Below are 15800 nucleotides of genomic sequence, written 5' to 3' on the forward strand. Positions count from 1 at the left end.
GGGAAAAGGCTGTTGTCGCCCAGCCCGATCATTGATTCCACAAATTCAGAGAGGAGGACTCATGCCACGTATTCCCCGGATGATCGTAACAGATTCAGGTGAGAAATCAGCATACCACATCATCAGCCGAACTGCCCTTGACGGCCTTCCCTTTGGCCGGGTCGAGAAAGACGAGCTGGTTCGTATCATCCAGAGGTACTCCATGGTTTATTGTGTTGAGGTCCTGGGGTTTGCCGTCATGGGCAATCATTTTCACTTGTTAGTAGAGATCCAGCCAGGGTCTATGGTGTCGGACGACGAGGTGCGAAGGCGTTATCGGCTTCTCTATGGTGATGATGTGGAGTTCCCTGAAGGAAGCCTCAATGAGTATCGGGAACGGTTTTCCAATCTTTCTGCCTATGTTAAGGATATTAAGCAGAGGTTTTCCTGCTTTTATAATAAACTAAAAAAGCGAAAAGGGACCCTCTGGGGTGAGCGGTTCAAGAGTGTGATTGTTCAACAGGGAGATACCCTGACCCATTGCCTGGCCTACATTGATCTCAATGCGGTGCGAGCGGGGATCGTGAAGCGTCCTGAGGACTATCGCTGGTGCTCCATTGGGTACCACGCCCAGACAGGAAACAGGGATGGGTTTCTTTCGACGGACTTTGGGATGCCTGATTTCAGCATGGAAGATCCAGCTATGCGGTTTCGTAAATACAGGGAATATCTCTATCATGTGGGAGCCATCGAGAAGACAGGGGCTGCGAAGATTTCTAAGGAGGTATTGGATGAAGAGACCGCCGAAGGGTTTGACTTGAACCGGGTAAGGCGGTTTCGATACAGAACCCGTTATTTCACGGAATCAGGTATCATCGGTTCAAAGGCATTCGTTGAAGCAGGATATGAGGTATTTAAAGAGCGTTTTCGGGCAAAACGAAATAAAATTCCGAAACGGGTGAAAGGCATTGAGGGCATGTACTCCCTGAAACGATTGACTGATGTCTGACTTGGTGAACCGTAACCGTTGATTACTAAAGCTGTTGATTAAATAAAGAGCCTGTCCCCTGTTTTACTTATTCCCCTGTTCACACATAAGGAGACTACATGCCGGCAAACGGCGCAATTTACATTCAGTACGATACGATGGTTGATCTTGCGGAGCTGTTTGAAGACGTTAAAAGTGACAAGGGGGTATTCAGACCGCCAACGTTTTTTGATGTGAGGGTAGGGGAAGATATCGTCCGGTTTAATGTTATGGACAGAAACCTCGTGTCCGCCCACATAGACCGTTTTCTCGGGTATATCTCTTCCAGTGTCCGGGATCCTGAGACAAAAGAAGGTGTCTGCCATGCCATTGGCCATACGCGCATCGTGCTTGGGCTGATTACCGATAAAGAGTTCCAAGATAACCCTGCAATCTGGGAAAGCCTGTTCAGGATTGCAGATAGGTATGATGGATTTGTGTTTACGTATGACAGCCTGTTGCTTCCCAACGGGGCTGTTTTGCTTGGCCCGCTGTTGGACGATATTCATTGAGAACGACATCGGCATTTTCTCTTTGATTCCATGACAAAAAAGAATCGTCGTGGCCTTTAACGGTTCTTGGCCGGTAATCGTCAATTGTTACACAAAGAGCCTGTCCCTACTTTTTTCTTGAAGGCACCCACAGATCGGTTTAGAGCTATTTCTTCCGATCACTCAACAACAGAAGGTGTGCCATGAAGCCTGTTTTAAGCGTCCCTGATTCCCCATCCGTTTGTATTGAAAGAAAAGGCCCCGTAACAACACTTGTAATTAACCGCCCCCATTTCCGTAACGCCATCGACAGCCGGGCTGCCCGCGAGTTGTCGGAAGCTTTTTTGGACTTTGAAAACGATCCGGAATCCCGGGTAGCCGTTGTGTGCGGCAGGGGCGGTCACTTTTGCGCCGGTGGGGATCTGGCGGCCATGGTGGCTGAGGGGTGTAATCCGATACGGCAAAAAGGGGATGGTCCCTTAGGTATTTCGCGCCTTTCGCTTTCCAAGCCGGTGATCGCTGCCATATCCGGGTATGCAGTGGCAGGTGGCCTTGAGCTGGCACTTTTCTGCGATATTCGCATCGCCGAAGAGAGCGCAGTACTCGGCTTTTTCAACAGACGATGGGGGCTTCCCCTCTGCAACGGGAGCACCGTGCGTCTTCCTCGTATTATTGGCCATGGGCGGGCCATGGAGATGATCCTTACCGGGCGTCCGGTCTATTCAGAAGAGGCACTTTCCTATGGACTTGTGACACGGGTGGTGGCGAATGGGACGGTGCGGGAGGAGGCCGAAGATCTTGCTGCGGAGATGGCAGGATTTCCCTTTGAGGGACTGATGTGCGACAGGCGCAATGCCTTGAGTCATGTTACCATGCCCATTGATGAAGCCCTTGACCATGAACTCATGAATGCCGCCGAGGTGTTTGACAATGATGACGCTTTGAAAGGGGCCAGGGCCTTTGTGGCAGGCAAAGGACGGCACGGAGCCTTTGGTGGCAAGGCCGGTGCGTTTTAACTATCTATGAACAATTCATGAAGGGTTCATTTCCGGCTGGCTTGCCTTTTACCGGAATCCTTTTGACGGCGGGCAGAGGGTCCTCTTGCAGCCAGACTACCCTTGGGTATCTTTTATTGGTTTATAGAGGATTGCGCCAGGACATAAGGAGCCTGTCCCCAATAATGGACAGAGGAACTTCCCGCTGTAGACTATCCCTGTGCATCTTTCATCATTGTGCGTCAGCAGATTACGTCAGAATATAAAACATAAAGAACCTGTCCCCTAAAAAAAACTAAAAAAACCGGGGCACAACGTCTGTGTGCCCCGGCGTGCTCTGTGCGGTGCTAAGATATTTTGAAGCGGCCCACCAGGGAGCCCAGCTGATCGGCCATGGTGCGCATCTCTTCGGCGCTGGCCCGGAGGGAGCCCCCGATGCGGGTGACCCCTTCAGCGGCGTTGTTGACCTCTGCGATGTCGTTTCCGATCTCCCCTGCCATGACCGTGCACCCGGCGGCGTTTTCATTGACCTCCTGGATGCCCAGGGAGGCCTGGTTCACGTTTTCGGCAATCTCGCTGGTGGCGGCGGACTGCTCTTCCACGGCCCCTGCGATGGTGGCCACAATGTCATTGACTTCGGTGATGACCGAGGTGATCTCCAGGATGCCGGTGCTTGATGCCGTGGCCGTTGCCTGGACGCTTGCTACGATTTTTTTGATGCCCTGTGTGGCCTCTGCGGTCTGGGCGGCCAGCTCTTTGATCTCGTGGGCCACGACAGCAAATCCCTTGCCGGCCTCTCCGGCACGGGCCGCTTCGATGGTGGCGTTTAAGGCCAGCAGGTTGGTCTGCTCAGAGATCTCGGTGATGGTCTCGGTGACCTTGCCGATCTCCTCGGCCGCGCTGCGGAGGGCGTCCATCTCCCGGGACGTGCCGTGGGTGCGCTCCAGGGCAGTGGCCGAGACCCCCCGGGCGGTTTCCGTGTTTTTGGCTATTTCGCTGATGGTGGCGGACATCTCTTCCGTTGCCGTTGCCACCATGGCGATGTTGGTGGAGGATTGTTCGATGGCGGCCGCCACTCCGGTGAGGTTCTCGGTCATGTCCCGCGAGGACTGCTCCACCCGTGTGGAGCGGGAGGAGGCGTTGTCCGCGCTCCCGGCAAGCTCTTCGGACATGGACAAAAGGCCAGCGGAGGAATCGTTTACCGAGGAGACCCCTGAGGCCACCTCCCGGATGAGGCCCTGGAGTTTTTCCATAAAGAGGTTAAACCCCGAGGAGAGGTCTCCGATTTCGTCTTCGGAGCGCACCTCAAGGCGCTTGGTCAGATCCCCTTCCCCCTTGGCAATGTCATTCATCATGGCTGCGTTTTCCTTGATGCGCCCCACAATGGAGGTGGCGATGGCCCAGGCCACGGCCGCAAAGATCAGAAAGGAGAGCACCCCGATGGTGATGTTGGTGACGAGGATCCTGTCGGCGTTGGCCATCACCTTGTCCAGGGGCAGGGTGACGAGAAAGGACCAGTGCTGGCCGGTGTTGCCGATCTCGATAGGAACGAAGAGCCTTAAGGTATCGGTGTCAAGGTGCGCTGAGTGATCGGTGAAGCGGAAAGGCTTGCCCTCTTTGACCGCTTCACGCGCCCTGGCCCACTGGCCCTGATCTCCGATGGACTGGCCGATGCGCTTCTTGTCCACATGGGCTGCATAGGTGCCGTTGGCCGCAATGATGGCGGCATATCCGGTGCCGTAAGGGGTGATGCCGGCCACCATGTCGGAGAGGCTGTTGAGCTGGATATCAAGCCCCACCACCCCGATGGCCCCACCATTTTCCATCACCGGAGCCGTCAGGCTGGTGAGGATGACCTCCCTGCCGCTGATGGTATAGACCGTGGGTGGCGTGATGTACTCTTTGCCGGTTCGCTGGGGAATGACATAGTAATTGTTGGTCTCCGGGATCGTGTAGTCGGTGAGTTTGTCCACGGTGAGGGGCGATTCCAGGCGGTAGAGGTAGGGAATGTAGCGGCCGGAGTCGTCATGGTTGGCCGTGCCCGTAAACTCGGCATCCCTGCCGTCTAAGGCGTCCGGTTCGAAGCAGGCCCAGATGCCCTGGAGCTCGGGATCGTTGGCGATGATTCCCTTGAGCAGGCGGTTTAATGCGGCTCGGTCGGGCACGCTCCCCTGGTCCTTCAGGCCCATGATTCCTCGGGCAATGGTGCGTGACGACTCCAGGGGCAGCTCCAGTAATGCCTTGACCTCATTGCCGTGGCGGTTGGCCAGTTCGATTCCCTTTGCCAGGGCTTCGTCTTTGACCATGCGGTGGGTCTTGGTTGTCATGACCGTTATGGACACGGTGAAGGCGACGAGGGCCACCAGGGAGATGAGAAGAACGATTTTTCCCCTCAACTTGAGTTTTTTGAACATGAGAAGTCTCCTTGTGTCGATTCGCGTGTATTGCAGCGTTTTATTTTTTTCGTTACATGTTATACGGTTATGAAACAGGAGGCTGTGCTATGTCGCTCTGTCCTGAATGGTACGCACCTCGCCTGACGGAAGGACAGAGGAATTCCCGCAGGGGATCGGGATCGTCTCCGCAGCGATTGAACGGCACGTTTTTTAGGAGCGAACATTAATTTGTACGATGTACTTTATTATATCGGTTCGCAGGTGTTCTATATTTAGGACAAAAGCCCATGTTGCTTGATAAAAACAGGGGGGCAGGAATACGTTGCCGCTGAATTTTGGTATGGGCGACAACCCTCAACAGAAGGAGCCGCCATGTCGTTTAAAGAGAATCTCCTGGAAAAGCTGGCGCTGGACCGCATGAGGTTGCGGGTGCTTGCCAGCCTCGGTCCTGTTGGCAGCGGTAGAAAGGTCGATAAAAAAGCCATGCGGGGGCTCCTTGTGGCCGCCGGGTTCAGGAGCCGCGAGGTCCGGGGAATGGAGCTCTACCTCCCTGAAGGTACCACAGGGGATGAGCCGCAGACTCTCCTTGTTCTGGATAACGATCTGCCCGTGTATAAAAGCACCGTGGATGATGTGGCCATGCGCAAAGAGCCCACCTTAAAAGAGATGATCAGCATCCGTAACGCCATGCGCATTTTAAGCGATTCGGATGTGGTGGTCAGCCGCAAGGCGGCGTCGGTGGAGAGTGTCTACCAAGAAGCCATTTCGCGACTGGATCTCTCCTTTACCGAGGCCGACATCAAGCAGCTCGAGTACGAGGGGAGGGCCGCCGTGGAGTGGAAGGATGCCGACTCTGTGGAGGAGTGTGTGGCCCTGTTCGGGGAGCTGCTGGCGCTCGGGCCGGAGCCGGCGTCTTTTGCCATTGAGCATTGCCTTGTCAGGGGGCGGATCACCCAAGGGGCCGGGGAGGAGGTCTTCGGACCCGCCGTGGTGTTCCATGCCGAAGATGGAACCCTTCGGTGGATTGAGGGACGGGTGGCCCTCTCCGACAGGGATGGCATCCGGCACTTCAAGGAGAAAGCCAGGGGAGAGCGCGAGCCCGACCTTGAAGGTACCGGGGTGATAAAGCACCTGGCCGCCCAGGTCATCGAGGGCATGCCGTCTTCCTGATACCGGGCTCCGGCCGGAAGGCTGGTGGCCCGAAAAGTCCTTCCTACAGGGAACGCATCGCGAGACACCGCAACGACAAAGCGCACCAAGGCACTCCGGTCAATCCCCATGACACGACTTTCGCCTTTTTCCCGCCATGGATTTCTGCATGTGTAATGCACATCACACACCCAATACCTCGATTTCTGGCATAACATGAAGGACTCTGGGAAACGTTTGCAATGATAGGGCCGTGGCTTCCTATGGAAGCCACGTGAGCGGAAGATACCATCAAAGCACATTCGCAACCTGCCTTGGCTCACCTTACCGTCCTGGGCAAACGTATGTAGATCCTGCCTCCGGCGGCCCTGCCTTGCCGCCGGAGTTATTCCGATTAAAGGCAAGGGAATCCCAAATGCCATTTATTGTGTTTCCAGAAGAATGAAATGGGCCTCTCCAGCAAAAACGGATGCCGGTTGTCACACACCACGCGAATGCCCCGAAACCGTTTGCAGGCTGTCTGCTCCCATGCATTCGCCATAGGGTTTCCAGGTGCCCCCACCTGGCCGCCGGAGGCATGTTTTTTTCCAAAGAAGGCATACGCTTCAACCAACCACACCCACGTGAGGTTTTTTTATATGCACCGTTTTGTGCGTGTTTTTATCTTTGTTGTTCTCTTCGTTGCCTGCACCGGGCTTGCCTCTGCAGACACATCTTCCGGTACGTCCACGTTCAACGGAAAGACCGTGACCTATACCTTTACAGGCGATGTGGTCTCGGCCTTGAGCTATGCCGAAGGCTCAATGTGCCGGGTGACGGCCAGGGTGGACGGCAATACCCATCGCATTGTGATCCGGGAGGACCGGCTTGAATGGAACGGGGCTTCGGCGCCTTTGGACGGGTTTGAAACAGTTCGGATCGTCATGGACAAGTCAGGGGCCCGCTTTCTCGTGGACGGAAAGGAGATCGTGTTCGGGTCTTCATCGTGAGTTTATCTACTGCCCGGCAGGTGTGGTGGTGAAGACCCCGTAGACCGGGTAGTGATCGGAGACCGCTTTGGCCTCCTTGGCTGACAGGCCCAGGATCTCGTCAAAGGGAAAGACCCCGGAGGTGCCGGTGAAGTACGGGGCGGTCTCCTCGGTGATGATGATGCGGTCGTAGGCACAGGCAGACCGGGCGAGGTTGGTGTCCATGCCGTTGGTGATGAGCCACCTGAAGCCTTCGCCCCTCAGGGGAGAAGAGAGTTCGTCTTCATCGTAGTAGGCGCAGTCCGCGTTGAGGTCCCCCAGGATCACGAAGCGGGTCTCTTCCGGGAAATGGGCGCGGGCATCGGTCACCACCTGCGGCAGGGCGTTGATCTCCGTGGTGGCATCGTCCGGGTCGGTGTGGAGGGTGATGAGGACAAAGGAAAAATTGCTCTGCCGAGTCTTGAACTGCGCGATGAAAGGCTCTCGGTGGAAGGTATCTTCGCGTGAATCGTCAAAGGTGTAGGCCTCGATGAACTCAAGGACATCGGTCCTGTAGAGGTAGGCATACTGCTCTTTGGAGGAGGTGCGCCCGAGGCGCGGCCCAAGGACCGTTTCGTAGTCCCGCCCCAGGGCGTCCACCTGCTCTTCCAGGGCCTGGATGGCTTTTCCGCTCTTGTCCCTGATCTCCTGGACGGCCACCACGTCAAAGTGGGAGATAACGGATCCCAGGGCTTCCATCACCTCGGGCTTTTTAGCTTTGGAGACACCGAACACCTGGATATTGAAGTTGGCCACGGCCAGGGGCTCTGCCGACGGGCCCGCATCGTTTTGGGCGATCACAGGGGATTCGGAGTCGCACCCGATGCAGCCCTTGGCTTGGCAGGCTTCTGACAGGGGCGTGCCGTCACCACAGATCGTCACCCCGTCTTGGCAGACCACGCCGCCGTGGCCGGAGCAGCAGCCCCGGCAGTCCCCAAAGGCGGTGGGTGTCATGATCAGGAGGATAAAAAAGAAGACAAACACAGGGTGAAGTAAATCAGGCAGGGCACGTCGCAAATCAGTCAATCTCATATCACCAACTTTTTTCTATAGCGTCAGACGGATGGAACCATGGCGTAAGGGCTATGCCCTAACATAAACCGTGGAGAAGCAAATCCTTATATTTTAGAAAAGGAAATAGACCGCATCGGTTTACTAATGCAGATGCATATGGGATGTAAAGGGAAATGCACATGGCGGGGTGGCCTATGAATCGTTACCATACCCCTTTTTTTGATGGAGAAAACGTAACTATTCAGCTTATGCCTCCGGCTGCCCTGCCGGGGGCTAAACGTTTGCCTGATTTTATAAAGGCGGGTTTAACAAACAGGTTTTAAAAAATCTTTTTGAGTGAATTTTTACTTTAAAGGCGGATGTGATTTGACCCGAGGAACGAGGGGCAAAACACATCCGCAACCTGCTTTCAAGGTTGCACACCTTGCCGCCGGAGGCTGTTTTTTTTGAGCTGATTTTTTGAGCTGAATAGTTACGAGAAAACAAGGACCACACGATGGACAACAACGATATACTGCGGCGTATTCGCTATGCCTTTGACTTCAGCGATCCGAAGATGGCGGAGCTCTTCGCCTCAGGGGGCCTTGAGGTCTCCCGGGAGCAGGCTGCCGCCTGGTTGAAACGGGAGGAGGACCCTTCCTTTGAGGTACTCTCCGATCGCAAGCTGGCGAGCTTTTTAAACGGGCTTATCGTCCACAACCGGGGCCGGAAAGAAGGCCCTCAGCCTGAACCTGAGACGCGCCTGACGAACAATCTTATCTTTAAAAAACTCAAGATTGCCCTGAACCTCACCTCGGACGACGTGCTGGCGATCATGGCCCGGGCGGATTTCGGCATGAGCAGGCACGAGCTGAGCGCTTTTTTTCGCAAGCCCGGCCACAAGCATTACCGGGAGTGCAAGGACCAGATCCTGCGTAATTTTATCCAAGGGGTGCAGGTGACGTATCGCGTGAAACAGTAAGAATTAAAACATAGATAGTTACACATCCGATGCCTCCGGTGGCCCTGCGAGGGGTAAAAAGCACCCGCTACCGGCACTCCTTGCCGCCGGAGTTATTCCGGTTAACGCCAAGCGAATCCCCGATCCTTTTCACTGGGTTTTCAGGAGAATGAAATAGGCCTCTCCTGCAAAAAAGGTTGCCACCACATACCACGCGAATGCCCCGAAAGCGTTCGCATGATGTCTGCCTCCATGCATTTCAAGGTGCCCCCACCTTGCCGCCGGAGGCAATTCTTTTACGTTCAGGTTTTCAGGAGAGGATATGAAAAAACAGGAGACAATGAAAAAAACCGGCCATTTTATCCGCAACTCGGCCACGTTGAAGGTGGTCTCCATCGGCCTGCTGGTCCTGGTGTTGCTTATTCCCATGTCCATGGTCTCTTCCCTGATGCGGGAGCGGGAGTTCCGGCGCGACGACGTGGTGTACGAGATCAACGCCAAGTGGGGCAACAGCCAGACCGTGACCGGGCCTTTTTTCACGGTTCCCTACAAGTCCTACTTCCGGGATGAAGACGACAAGCTGACCTACACCCTGCGGTATCTTCATGTACTGCCCGAGGAGGTGGTCATCAACGGGCAGCTCGATACCGAGGTCCGCTACCGAAGCCTCTACGAGGCCGTTCTCTACACCGCCGGGCTGGAGATCTCCGGGGCCTTTGCCCTGCCGGACCTGACCCGTTCCGGCATCGACCCCGACCATGTGCTCTGGGACCAGGCGGTTTTTTCCGTGGGGATTTCGGACATGCGGGGGATCCGGGACACCATCTCCGTGACCTGCGGGGAGGCGACCTACAAGGCAGGCCCGGGCCTTAAAACCACGGACATTGCCTCCTCCGGGGTGCAGTGCGCCATTCCCCTTTCCCCGGACCGGGCCAAAACGCCCTTCTCCCTGAGGTTAAAGCTCAACGGCAGCGAAGAGCTCCACTTTATCCCCGTGGGGGAGACCACCCGTGTGACCCTGGCGTCAAGTTGGCCTTCCCCGAGCTTTAACGGCTCGTTTCTCCCGAGCCAACGGGAGGTGACGGACCGGGGCTTTTCCGCGGACTGGTCGGTGCTCCATCTGAACCGGAACTACCCCCAGGTGTGGTCCGGAAACCAGTACAAGGTGGGAGACTCCGCCTTTGGGGTGAACCTTCTGGTGACGGCGGACATCTACCAGAAGTCCATCCGCATCTCAAAATACGCGGTGATGTTCATCGTTTTTACCTTTGCCGCCTTTTTCTTCTCGGAGATCATCAGCAAGAAAAGGGTCCACCCGATTCAGTACATCCTCATCGGGCTGGCCGTGCTGCTCTTCTACGTGCTGCTCCTCTCCATTTCCGAGCATCTTAACTTTGACCTGGCCTACATCATCTCGGCAACGGCCGTCACGGCCCTCATCACGGGATACTCCCGGGGGATTCTGCGCAACAACCGCTTCACCGTCACGGTGTTCGGGATCCTGACCGTGCTCTATGCCTACCTCTACATTGTGCTCCAGCTTGAAGACTACGCCCTGATCATGGGCAGTGTCGGCCTGTTTCTCGTGCTCTCGGTGGTTATGTACATCACCCGGGGCATCGACTGGTACGCCCTGGAAAAGGAAGACGCAGACTGAAGCCGCAGAGCATTTTCGCAAGATCCTCCAAGATTCCGGAGACGCGGGAAGGTAGTGTTTCCGTAACGTCAACACGACCCAACCGAATTTTTTGACTTGGAGGATGCCATGGAAATGGAAAAGGAATTGTTTGCGGCAATGGCCAACGGCTCTGTAACGTACAAAGGGGAGGACGCTCCGAAACAGACCGGCCCGTGGAACGCTCACCCCCTCTTTAAAGGGGTGTACTTAAAGTCCCTTGTCTCCGGAGAGGGCACGGACGGGGCGCTGAGCGCCCACATGGTTCGCATCGATCCCGGCTGCACCCTGGAGTCCCACGTCCACGGGGAAGAGTGGGAGCTCCATGAGGTTCTGGGCGGGGAGGGCTCCCTTGAGCTCGACGGAAAGCACCACCCCTACCACATGGGGCGCCTTGCCGTGATACCCAAGGGGGAAGCCCATGGCGTCAAAGCTGGAGACAAAAGGCTCCTGCTTCGCGCCACGTTTTTTCCTGCCTTGCCCTGAGCAACTGAGAGAGCTTTCAATTGGCCGACCTCCGGCGTCCCTGCCGGAGGCAAACATAAGCTGAATAGTTACAAAAAAGTTTAACAAACAGGTCTTAAAAATTTCTTTTGAATGAGTTCTGCTCTAAAGGCGGATGTGATTTGACCCGAGGAACGAGGGGCAAAACGCGTCCGCACCCTGCTTTCAAGGTGGCACACCTTGCCGCCGGAGGCTGATTTTCGGAGGCCAAAAAAGAGACCATGGCAACACGGGAGCGCATCACATTTTCCAGCCTTCCCTTTTTATGCGGCGTGGAAGCGGTGGCAGGGCAGGACGTGTCCAACACCTTTGAATCCCATAGTCACACAACCGCTGTTGTGGGCATGGTGGACGGGGGCGTTCGGGTGATCGCCCACGAGCATGGCGAAGCGCGCATTTTAAGGGGCGGGTTTTTCTTTCTGAACCCCGGTCAGGTGCATGCCTGCGCTTCCGGGGAGGACGGCGCCCACAGCTATCGCCTCCTGTCGGTGGATCCGGCGGTTTTGGCCCGCGTGGCCTCCGAGATCTCGGAAAAGAGCGTGTCCGGGGTGTGGTTCGGCTGCGTGCACGCAACACATGAAATCATTTCCCGGGATTTTGAGCGCTTTTTCAGGATGCTCTCCGATCCCCTGGCCCCAGCCCTTGACAAGGAGAGCCTTCTTTACGGCCTGCTCTCCGAAATCATCCTCTCCTTTGCCCAGGATCCGCCGGAGGTGTGTGCGGTGGGACGGCAGGATGCGGCCATGGCGCGGGTGCGGGACCACATCCGCACCCACCACGCAGAGCCCCTGACCCTGGCCACCCTGTCGGCCGTTGCCTGCCTCAGCCCTTTTCACCTGCAGCGTCTTTTTACCCGGCGATACGGCATGTCTCCCCATCGGTACCTCACCCATCGGCGCGTTGCCGAGGCCCGGAGTCTTCTCTGGGCCGGTGCGGGCATTGCCGAGGCAGCATTGGCTGCGGGGTTTTCCGATCAGAGCCATTTGACGTATCATTTCAAGCGCGTGGTGGGGACCACACCGGGGCGCTTTGTGCAGGACAACCTGTAGACATACGAGTGCGCGGCAAAACCGGAGACCTTCTATGATTAAAGTGGGGGGAAAAGCATGCCTCCGGCGGCGAGGTGAGCCACCTCGAAAGCAGGTTGCCCTTGCGCTTTGCCCTTCGTTCCTCAGGCCAAAGCGCAAGGGCCTTCGGCTCGGGCTACGCCCGATATAAACGTTGATGGTTTGTGCGGGGAGGCTCACAAGCTTCGAGGTAAGAGGATACGATGTCGCTCCTTGTCCATTATCGATTTAACCGCACTGCCTTCTATGGTTAAAGTGGGTGGGAAAAGCCAGCCCTCGGCGGCGTGGTTCGTGACATTCGGCAGTCGTCTTTGCAGAGATATCTGTCTGGTTTTCAGGGCCTTCAGGAAATAAAAAAGGCGGAACCTAAATGGGTTCCGCCTTTTTAATTGATTTGGATGCGCTGAATCGCTTTAGGCGATGAGCTTGCGGTGGAGCTTGCTGATCTCGGCCTCGGCTTCGGCTGCCATGGAGGCGAGGAGCTCTTTGCAGGTGGTGACCTCGTGGATGAGGCCGATGGACTGGCCCACCATCATGGGGGCGACGTCCACGTCTCCGGTCTCCCAGGCCTTGAGGCACTTGTCCCCGGTGATGAGGGGGATGATCTTCTCCAGGCCGCCGCCTTTGCTTTCCACGTCCAGGACGGCGTTGGTGGTCTCGTTGATCAGGGCCCTGCCCTGGAGGTTCACGGACTTGCAGATGAGGGTGGTGTCGCGCTCCTGGCGTTTCACCAGCTCGTCTTTGATGTTCTGGTGGATATCGCACTCTTTGGTGGCCATGAACCGGCTGGCCATCATGACGGCGTCGGCCCCGAGCATCAGGGCGGCGGCCATGGTTTTGCCGTTGGCAATGCCCCCGGTGGTCACCACGGGGATGTTCACGGATTCCACGATGCGGGGAGTCAGGAGCATGGTGGTGACGTCGTCGTTCAGGGGGTGCCCCCCTTCTTCGATGCCTGCGGCAAAGATGCCGTCATATCCGGCTTTTTCCGCGTGCATGGCGTGGCGGACGGAGCCCACCTTGTGGAAGAGCTTGACCCCTGCTTTTTTCAGCATGTCGATGTATTCCATGCCGCAGGCCTTGTCGATGGGCGCCCCTGAGATCTCCAGGGCGGGCACCTTCTCTTCGGCGCAGACCGTCAGGTACATCTTGTGGTGTTCGGGGGTGATGTTGATGGAGGGCAGCAGGGTGATGTTGACGGTGAAGGGCTTGTCCGTCAGCTCCCGGGTTTTCCTCAAGGCGCCCCGGAACTCCTCTTCGGTCTTGTAGATGGCCGCGGTGATGTTGCCCATGCCCCCGGCGTTGGAGATGGCGGCGCACAGCTCGGGTTTGCAGATCCACATCATGGCACCGCAGATGATGGGGTACTCGATATCGAACATCTCAGTTATTTTTGTCTGAATCACGGGTTCTCCTTCCTGAAAAAAATTGCCTCCGGCGGCCCTGCCGGGGCCAAACGTTTAAAAAGTTTGGCAAACAGGTTTTGAGTAAACCTTTCAGGCTCGCACCCGCACTACGTTTTGATCGCCCTGAAGGGCGATCAAAACGAAGCGCGGGTGCATTAGAAAAATTTTTTGCGGGGCTTTTTTTCAAAAAAGCGACCCGCCGGAGGCTTCATTGCCGCTTAAGCTGCCGCGTCGATCGCCAAAAAAAACGGGACCCCTCTCTCCAGCCGGGCCCCGCTTTTCTTAGATCGTGTGCCCTATGCCTTGACGGCTTTCAGCTGCTCAATGAGCTGGGGCACCACGTCTTTGGCGTCGCCCACGATTCCGTAGTGGGCAAACTTGAAGATCTCGGCGTTGGGGTCTTTGTTGATGGCCACGACGGTACGGGAATCAGCCATGCCCGTGGTGTGCTGGACCGTGCCGGAGATGCCCACGGCGAGGTAGAGCTCGGGGCGGACCGTCTTGCCGGTCTGACCGATCTGGACGTCGTGGGAGATGAGACCGGTCTCAAAGACGGGGCGGGTGCCGCCGATCTCGGCGTCCAGCTCCTTGGCCAGGTCTTTGAGCTGATCGAAGCAGTCGCCGGAGCAGGCGCCCATGCCCGCGGAGACCACGCGGATGGCTTCCTGGATGTTCTGGGCGGAGGCCTCGTGCTGCTTCACTTCCAGAACCTTGACCTGTGCGTCCTCTTCCTTGGCGGTGACAGCAACCTTGATGATCTCGCCGGTGCGGGACTCGTCTTTCTTGGGAACGGCCATGACGCCGGCACGTACGGTGGACATCTGGGGACGGTGGTCCGGGCAGAGGATGGTGGCCATGACGTTCCCGCCGAAGGCCGGACGGGTGGAGACGAGGATCTTCTTCTCTTCGTCGATGTCAAGCTCGGTGCAGTCTGCGGTACAGCCGGTGTGGAGCCTGAAGGAGATGCGCGGAGCCAGGTCGCGGCCCGTGGCCGAGGCGCCCACCAGGAGAATATCGGGCTTTCGCTCTTCGGCTTCCTTGCAGATGATGTCGGTGTAGAGCTCGGTGCGGTAGTCGGCCAGGACCGGATCGTCGGCCATGAGCACCTTGTCGGCACCAAAGGCGATGAGCTCCTTGGCGGTTTCCTCAACGTTCTCCCCGAGGATGACGGCGGTGAGCTCGCTGCCCAGCTTGTCGGCGAGCTTGCGGCCCTCTCCGAGGATCTCCAATGAAAGGGTGGAGCGGGTCAGCTTACCCTGAAACTGCTCCACGAATACCCATACGCCTTTATATGCACTCAGATCTTTTTTAGCAGTCATGATCGTCTCCTTAGATGGCATTGATTTCCTGAAGTTTTTCCACCAGCTTCTGCGAGGACTCTTTGGGCGTCCCGTCGAGAAACTCCACCTGAGCCTTGGCGCGCTTGGGTGAAAAGACCTTGCGCAGGCGCGTGGGAGAGCCCTTGAGGCCGAAGTTGCCCACTTCGCCGTTTACATCGGCCATGCCCAGGACCTGGATCTCTTTTTCAAAGCATTCGAACACCAGGTCCATGCGGGGGATCCTGGGTACGTTGAGCTCTTTTTCGCAGGTGATCAGGGCAGGCATGGGGCCTTCGATGACCCGGGTGAGGTCTCCCATTTTCTGGTGGATCTTGACGGTGCCGTCACCCACCTCGATGCTTTCGGCATAGGAAAGCAGGGGGAGCTCCAGGAAGTCGGCGATTTCGGGGCCCACCTGGGCGGTGTTGCCGTCCATGGCCTCCACGCCGGAGAAGATCAGGTCGAAGTTGCCCAGCTTCTTGATGGCAAGGCCGAGGGTGTAGGCCGTGGCCCAGCAGTCGGCGCCGCCGAACTTGCGGTCTGTCAGGAGCACTGCGTGGTCGCATCCCATGGCCAGGGCCTCCCGGAGGGCCTCCTCCACCTGGGGGGGACCCATGGAGACAACGGTCACCTCAGCGCCTTTCTCCTCTTTCAGGGTCAGGGCCGCCTCAATGGCGTTCTTGTCGTTGGGGTTGATGATGCTGGGAAGACCGGATCGGATCAGGGAGCCGTTTTCGTCCCATTTTACCTCGGTTACGTCGGGAACTTGTTTTATGCATACAATGATTTTCATCTTAGAAGTCCTCTTAATCGGTAAAGTCGTCGATTCGC

14 protein-coding genes are annotated in these 15800 nt (G+C 56.7%); 9 read left to right on the forward strand and 5 right to left on the reverse strand.

The annotated features are described in order from the left end of the window. Nucleotides 1-61 precede the first annotated feature (61 nt). The 3 genes from ACOYW0_RS12760 to ACOYW0_RS12770 all read left to right on the forward strand — a co-directional run bounded on the left by ACOYW0_RS12760 (nt 62) and on the right by ACOYW0_RS12770 (nt 2513). Entirely contained in the window at nt 62-988 is a 927-nt protein-coding gene (locus ACOYW0_RS12760; protein ID WP_482418783.1) for a transposase, read from the forward strand. 98 nt (nt 989-1086) lie between these two features. Next, on the forward strand, nt 1087-1518 hold the full coding sequence (locus ACOYW0_RS12765; RefSeq protein WP_482418784.1) for a hypothetical protein: 432 nt from the start codon (nt 1087-1089) through the stop codon (nt 1516-1518). Nucleotides 1519-1700: 182 nt separating this feature from the next. Further along, complete coding sequence (locus tag ACOYW0_RS12770) at nt 1701-2513, forward strand: crotonase/enoyl-CoA hydratase family protein (protein ID WP_482418785.1); 813 nt, start codon at nt 1701-1703, stop codon at nt 2511-2513. A gap of 326 nt (nt 2514-2839) precedes the next feature. Here ACOYW0_RS12770 and ACOYW0_RS12775 read toward each other — a convergent pair whose 3' ends face one another. Further along, nucleotides 2840-4906 (reverse strand): methyl-accepting chemotaxis protein, encoded by a 2067-nt coding sequence (locus ACOYW0_RS12775; protein WP_482418786.1) that lies wholly within the window; start codon nt 4904-4906, stop codon nt 2840-2842. Nucleotides 4907-5260: 354 nt separating this feature from the next. On the opposite strand from ACOYW0_RS12775, the gene ACOYW0_RS12780 reads away from it, so the two are divergent. Together ACOYW0_RS12780 and ACOYW0_RS12785 are read left to right on the forward strand one after the other, a co-directional pair. Continuing rightward, on the forward strand, nt 5261-6058 hold the full coding sequence (locus tag ACOYW0_RS12780) for a hypothetical protein (RefSeq protein WP_482418787.1): 798 nt from the start codon (nt 5261-5263) through the stop codon (nt 6056-6058). 617 nt (nt 6059-6675) lie between these two features. Beyond that, nucleotides 6676-7026, forward strand: a complete 351-nt coding sequence (locus tag ACOYW0_RS12785) for a hypothetical protein (protein ID WP_482418788.1) — start codon at nt 6676-6678, stop codon at nt 7024-7026. A gap of 6 nt (nt 7027-7032) precedes the next feature. Here ACOYW0_RS12785 and ACOYW0_RS12790 read toward each other — a convergent pair whose 3' ends face one another. Continuing rightward, nucleotides 7033-8070: an exonuclease/endonuclease/phosphatase family protein gene (locus ACOYW0_RS12790; RefSeq protein ID WP_482418789.1), complete on the reverse strand. Its 1038-nt coding sequence runs from the start codon at nt 8068-8070 to the stop codon at nt 7033-7035. Nucleotides 8071-8554: 484 nt separating this feature from the next. On the opposite strand from ACOYW0_RS12790, the gene ACOYW0_RS12795 reads away from it, so the two are divergent. From ACOYW0_RS12795 to ACOYW0_RS12810, 4 genes are all read left to right on the forward strand, one after another. Continuing rightward, nucleotides 8555-9019: a YehS family protein gene (locus ACOYW0_RS12795; RefSeq protein WP_482418790.1), complete on the forward strand. Its 465-nt coding sequence runs from the start codon at nt 8555-8557 to the stop codon at nt 9017-9019. A gap of 301 nt (nt 9020-9320) precedes the next feature. Then, nucleotides 9321-10655 carry a cell envelope integrity protein CreD gene (creD, locus tag ACOYW0_RS12800; RefSeq protein WP_482418791.1) on the forward strand — a complete coding sequence of 445 codons (1335 nt, stop codon included), beginning with the start codon at nt 9321-9323 and terminating at the stop codon, nt 10653-10655. A gap of 108 nt (nt 10656-10763) precedes the next feature. Continuing rightward, entirely contained in the window at nt 10764-11159 is a 396-nt protein-coding gene (locus ACOYW0_RS12805) for a cupin domain-containing protein (RefSeq protein ID WP_482418792.1), read from the forward strand. Nucleotides 11160-11398: 239 nt separating this feature from the next. Continuing rightward, nucleotides 11399-12226 (forward strand): helix-turn-helix domain-containing protein, encoded by an 828-nt coding sequence (locus tag ACOYW0_RS12810; protein WP_482418793.1) that lies wholly within the window; start codon nt 11399-11401, stop codon nt 12224-12226. A gap of 431 nt (nt 12227-12657) precedes the next feature. On the opposite strand, the gene ACOYW0_RS12815 is transcribed toward ACOYW0_RS12810, so the two are convergent. From ACOYW0_RS12815 to ACOYW0_RS12825, 3 genes are all read right to left on the reverse strand, one after another. After that, nucleotides 12658-13650 (reverse strand): NAD(P)H-dependent flavin oxidoreductase, encoded by a 993-nt coding sequence (locus tag ACOYW0_RS12815; RefSeq protein WP_482418794.1) that lies wholly within the window; start codon nt 13648-13650, stop codon nt 12658-12660. Between the two features lie 296 nt (nt 13651-13946). Further along, nucleotides 13947-14969 carry an electron transfer flavoprotein subunit alpha/FixB family protein gene (locus tag ACOYW0_RS12820; RefSeq protein WP_482418795.1) on the reverse strand — a complete coding sequence of 341 codons (1023 nt, stop codon included), beginning with the start codon at nt 14967-14969 and terminating at the stop codon, nt 13947-13949. A gap of 10 nt (nt 14970-14979) precedes the next feature. After that, a complete protein-coding gene (locus tag ACOYW0_RS12825) occupies nt 14980-15762 on the reverse strand; it encodes an electron transfer flavoprotein subunit beta/FixA family protein (RefSeq protein WP_482418796.1) in 783 nt (260 codons plus the stop codon). Nucleotides 15763-15800: the final 38 nt, after the last annotated feature.

It is taken from the genome of Desulfoluna sp. HI9BLuna, from assembly GCF_056829775.1.

What these genes read in the sequence shown, in the direction of transcription:
- ACOYW0_RS12785 (WP_482418788.1), top strand. Translation starts at nt 6,676, where the DNA reads ATGCACCGTTTTGTGCGTGTTTTTATCTTTGTTGTTCTCTTCGTTGCC.
- ACOYW0_RS12805 (WP_482418792.1), top strand. Translation starts at nt 10,764, where the DNA reads ATGGAAATGGAAAAGGAATTGTTTGCGGCAATGGCCAACGGCTCTGTA.
- ACOYW0_RS12825 (WP_482418796.1), bottom strand. Translation starts at nt 15,762, where the DNA reads ATGAAAATCATTGTATGCATAAAACAAGTTCCCGACGTAACCGAGGTA.
- ACOYW0_RS12820 (WP_482418795.1), bottom strand. Translation starts at nt 14,969, where the DNA reads ATGACTGCTAAAAAAGATCTGAGTGCATATAAAGGCGTATGGGTATTC.
- ACOYW0_RS12765 (WP_482418784.1), top strand. Translation starts at nt 1,087, where the DNA reads ATGCCGGCAAACGGCGCAATTTACATTCAGTACGATACGATGGTTGAT.
- ACOYW0_RS12775 (WP_482418786.1), bottom strand. Translation starts at nt 4,906, where the DNA reads ATGTTCAAAAAACTCAAGTTGAGGGGAAAAATCGTTCTTCTCATCTCC.
- ACOYW0_RS12780 (WP_482418787.1), top strand. Translation starts at nt 5,261, where the DNA reads ATGTCGTTTAAAGAGAATCTCCTGGAAAAGCTGGCGCTGGACCGCATG.
- ACOYW0_RS12810 (WP_482418793.1), top strand. Translation starts at nt 11,399, where the DNA reads ATGGCAACACGGGAGCGCATCACATTTTCCAGCCTTCCCTTTTTATGC.
- creD (WP_482418791.1), top strand. Translation starts at nt 9,321, where the DNA reads ATGAAAAAACAGGAGACAATGAAAAAAACCGGCCATTTTATCCGCAAC.
- ACOYW0_RS12795 (WP_482418790.1), top strand. Translation starts at nt 8,555, where the DNA reads ATGGACAACAACGATATACTGCGGCGTATTCGCTATGCCTTTGACTTC.
- ACOYW0_RS12770 (WP_482418785.1), top strand. Translation starts at nt 1,701, where the DNA reads ATGAAGCCTGTTTTAAGCGTCCCTGATTCCCCATCCGTTTGTATTGAA.
- ACOYW0_RS12760 (WP_482418783.1), top strand. Translation starts at nt 62, where the DNA reads ATGCCACGTATTCCCCGGATGATCGTAACAGATTCAGGTGAGAAATCA.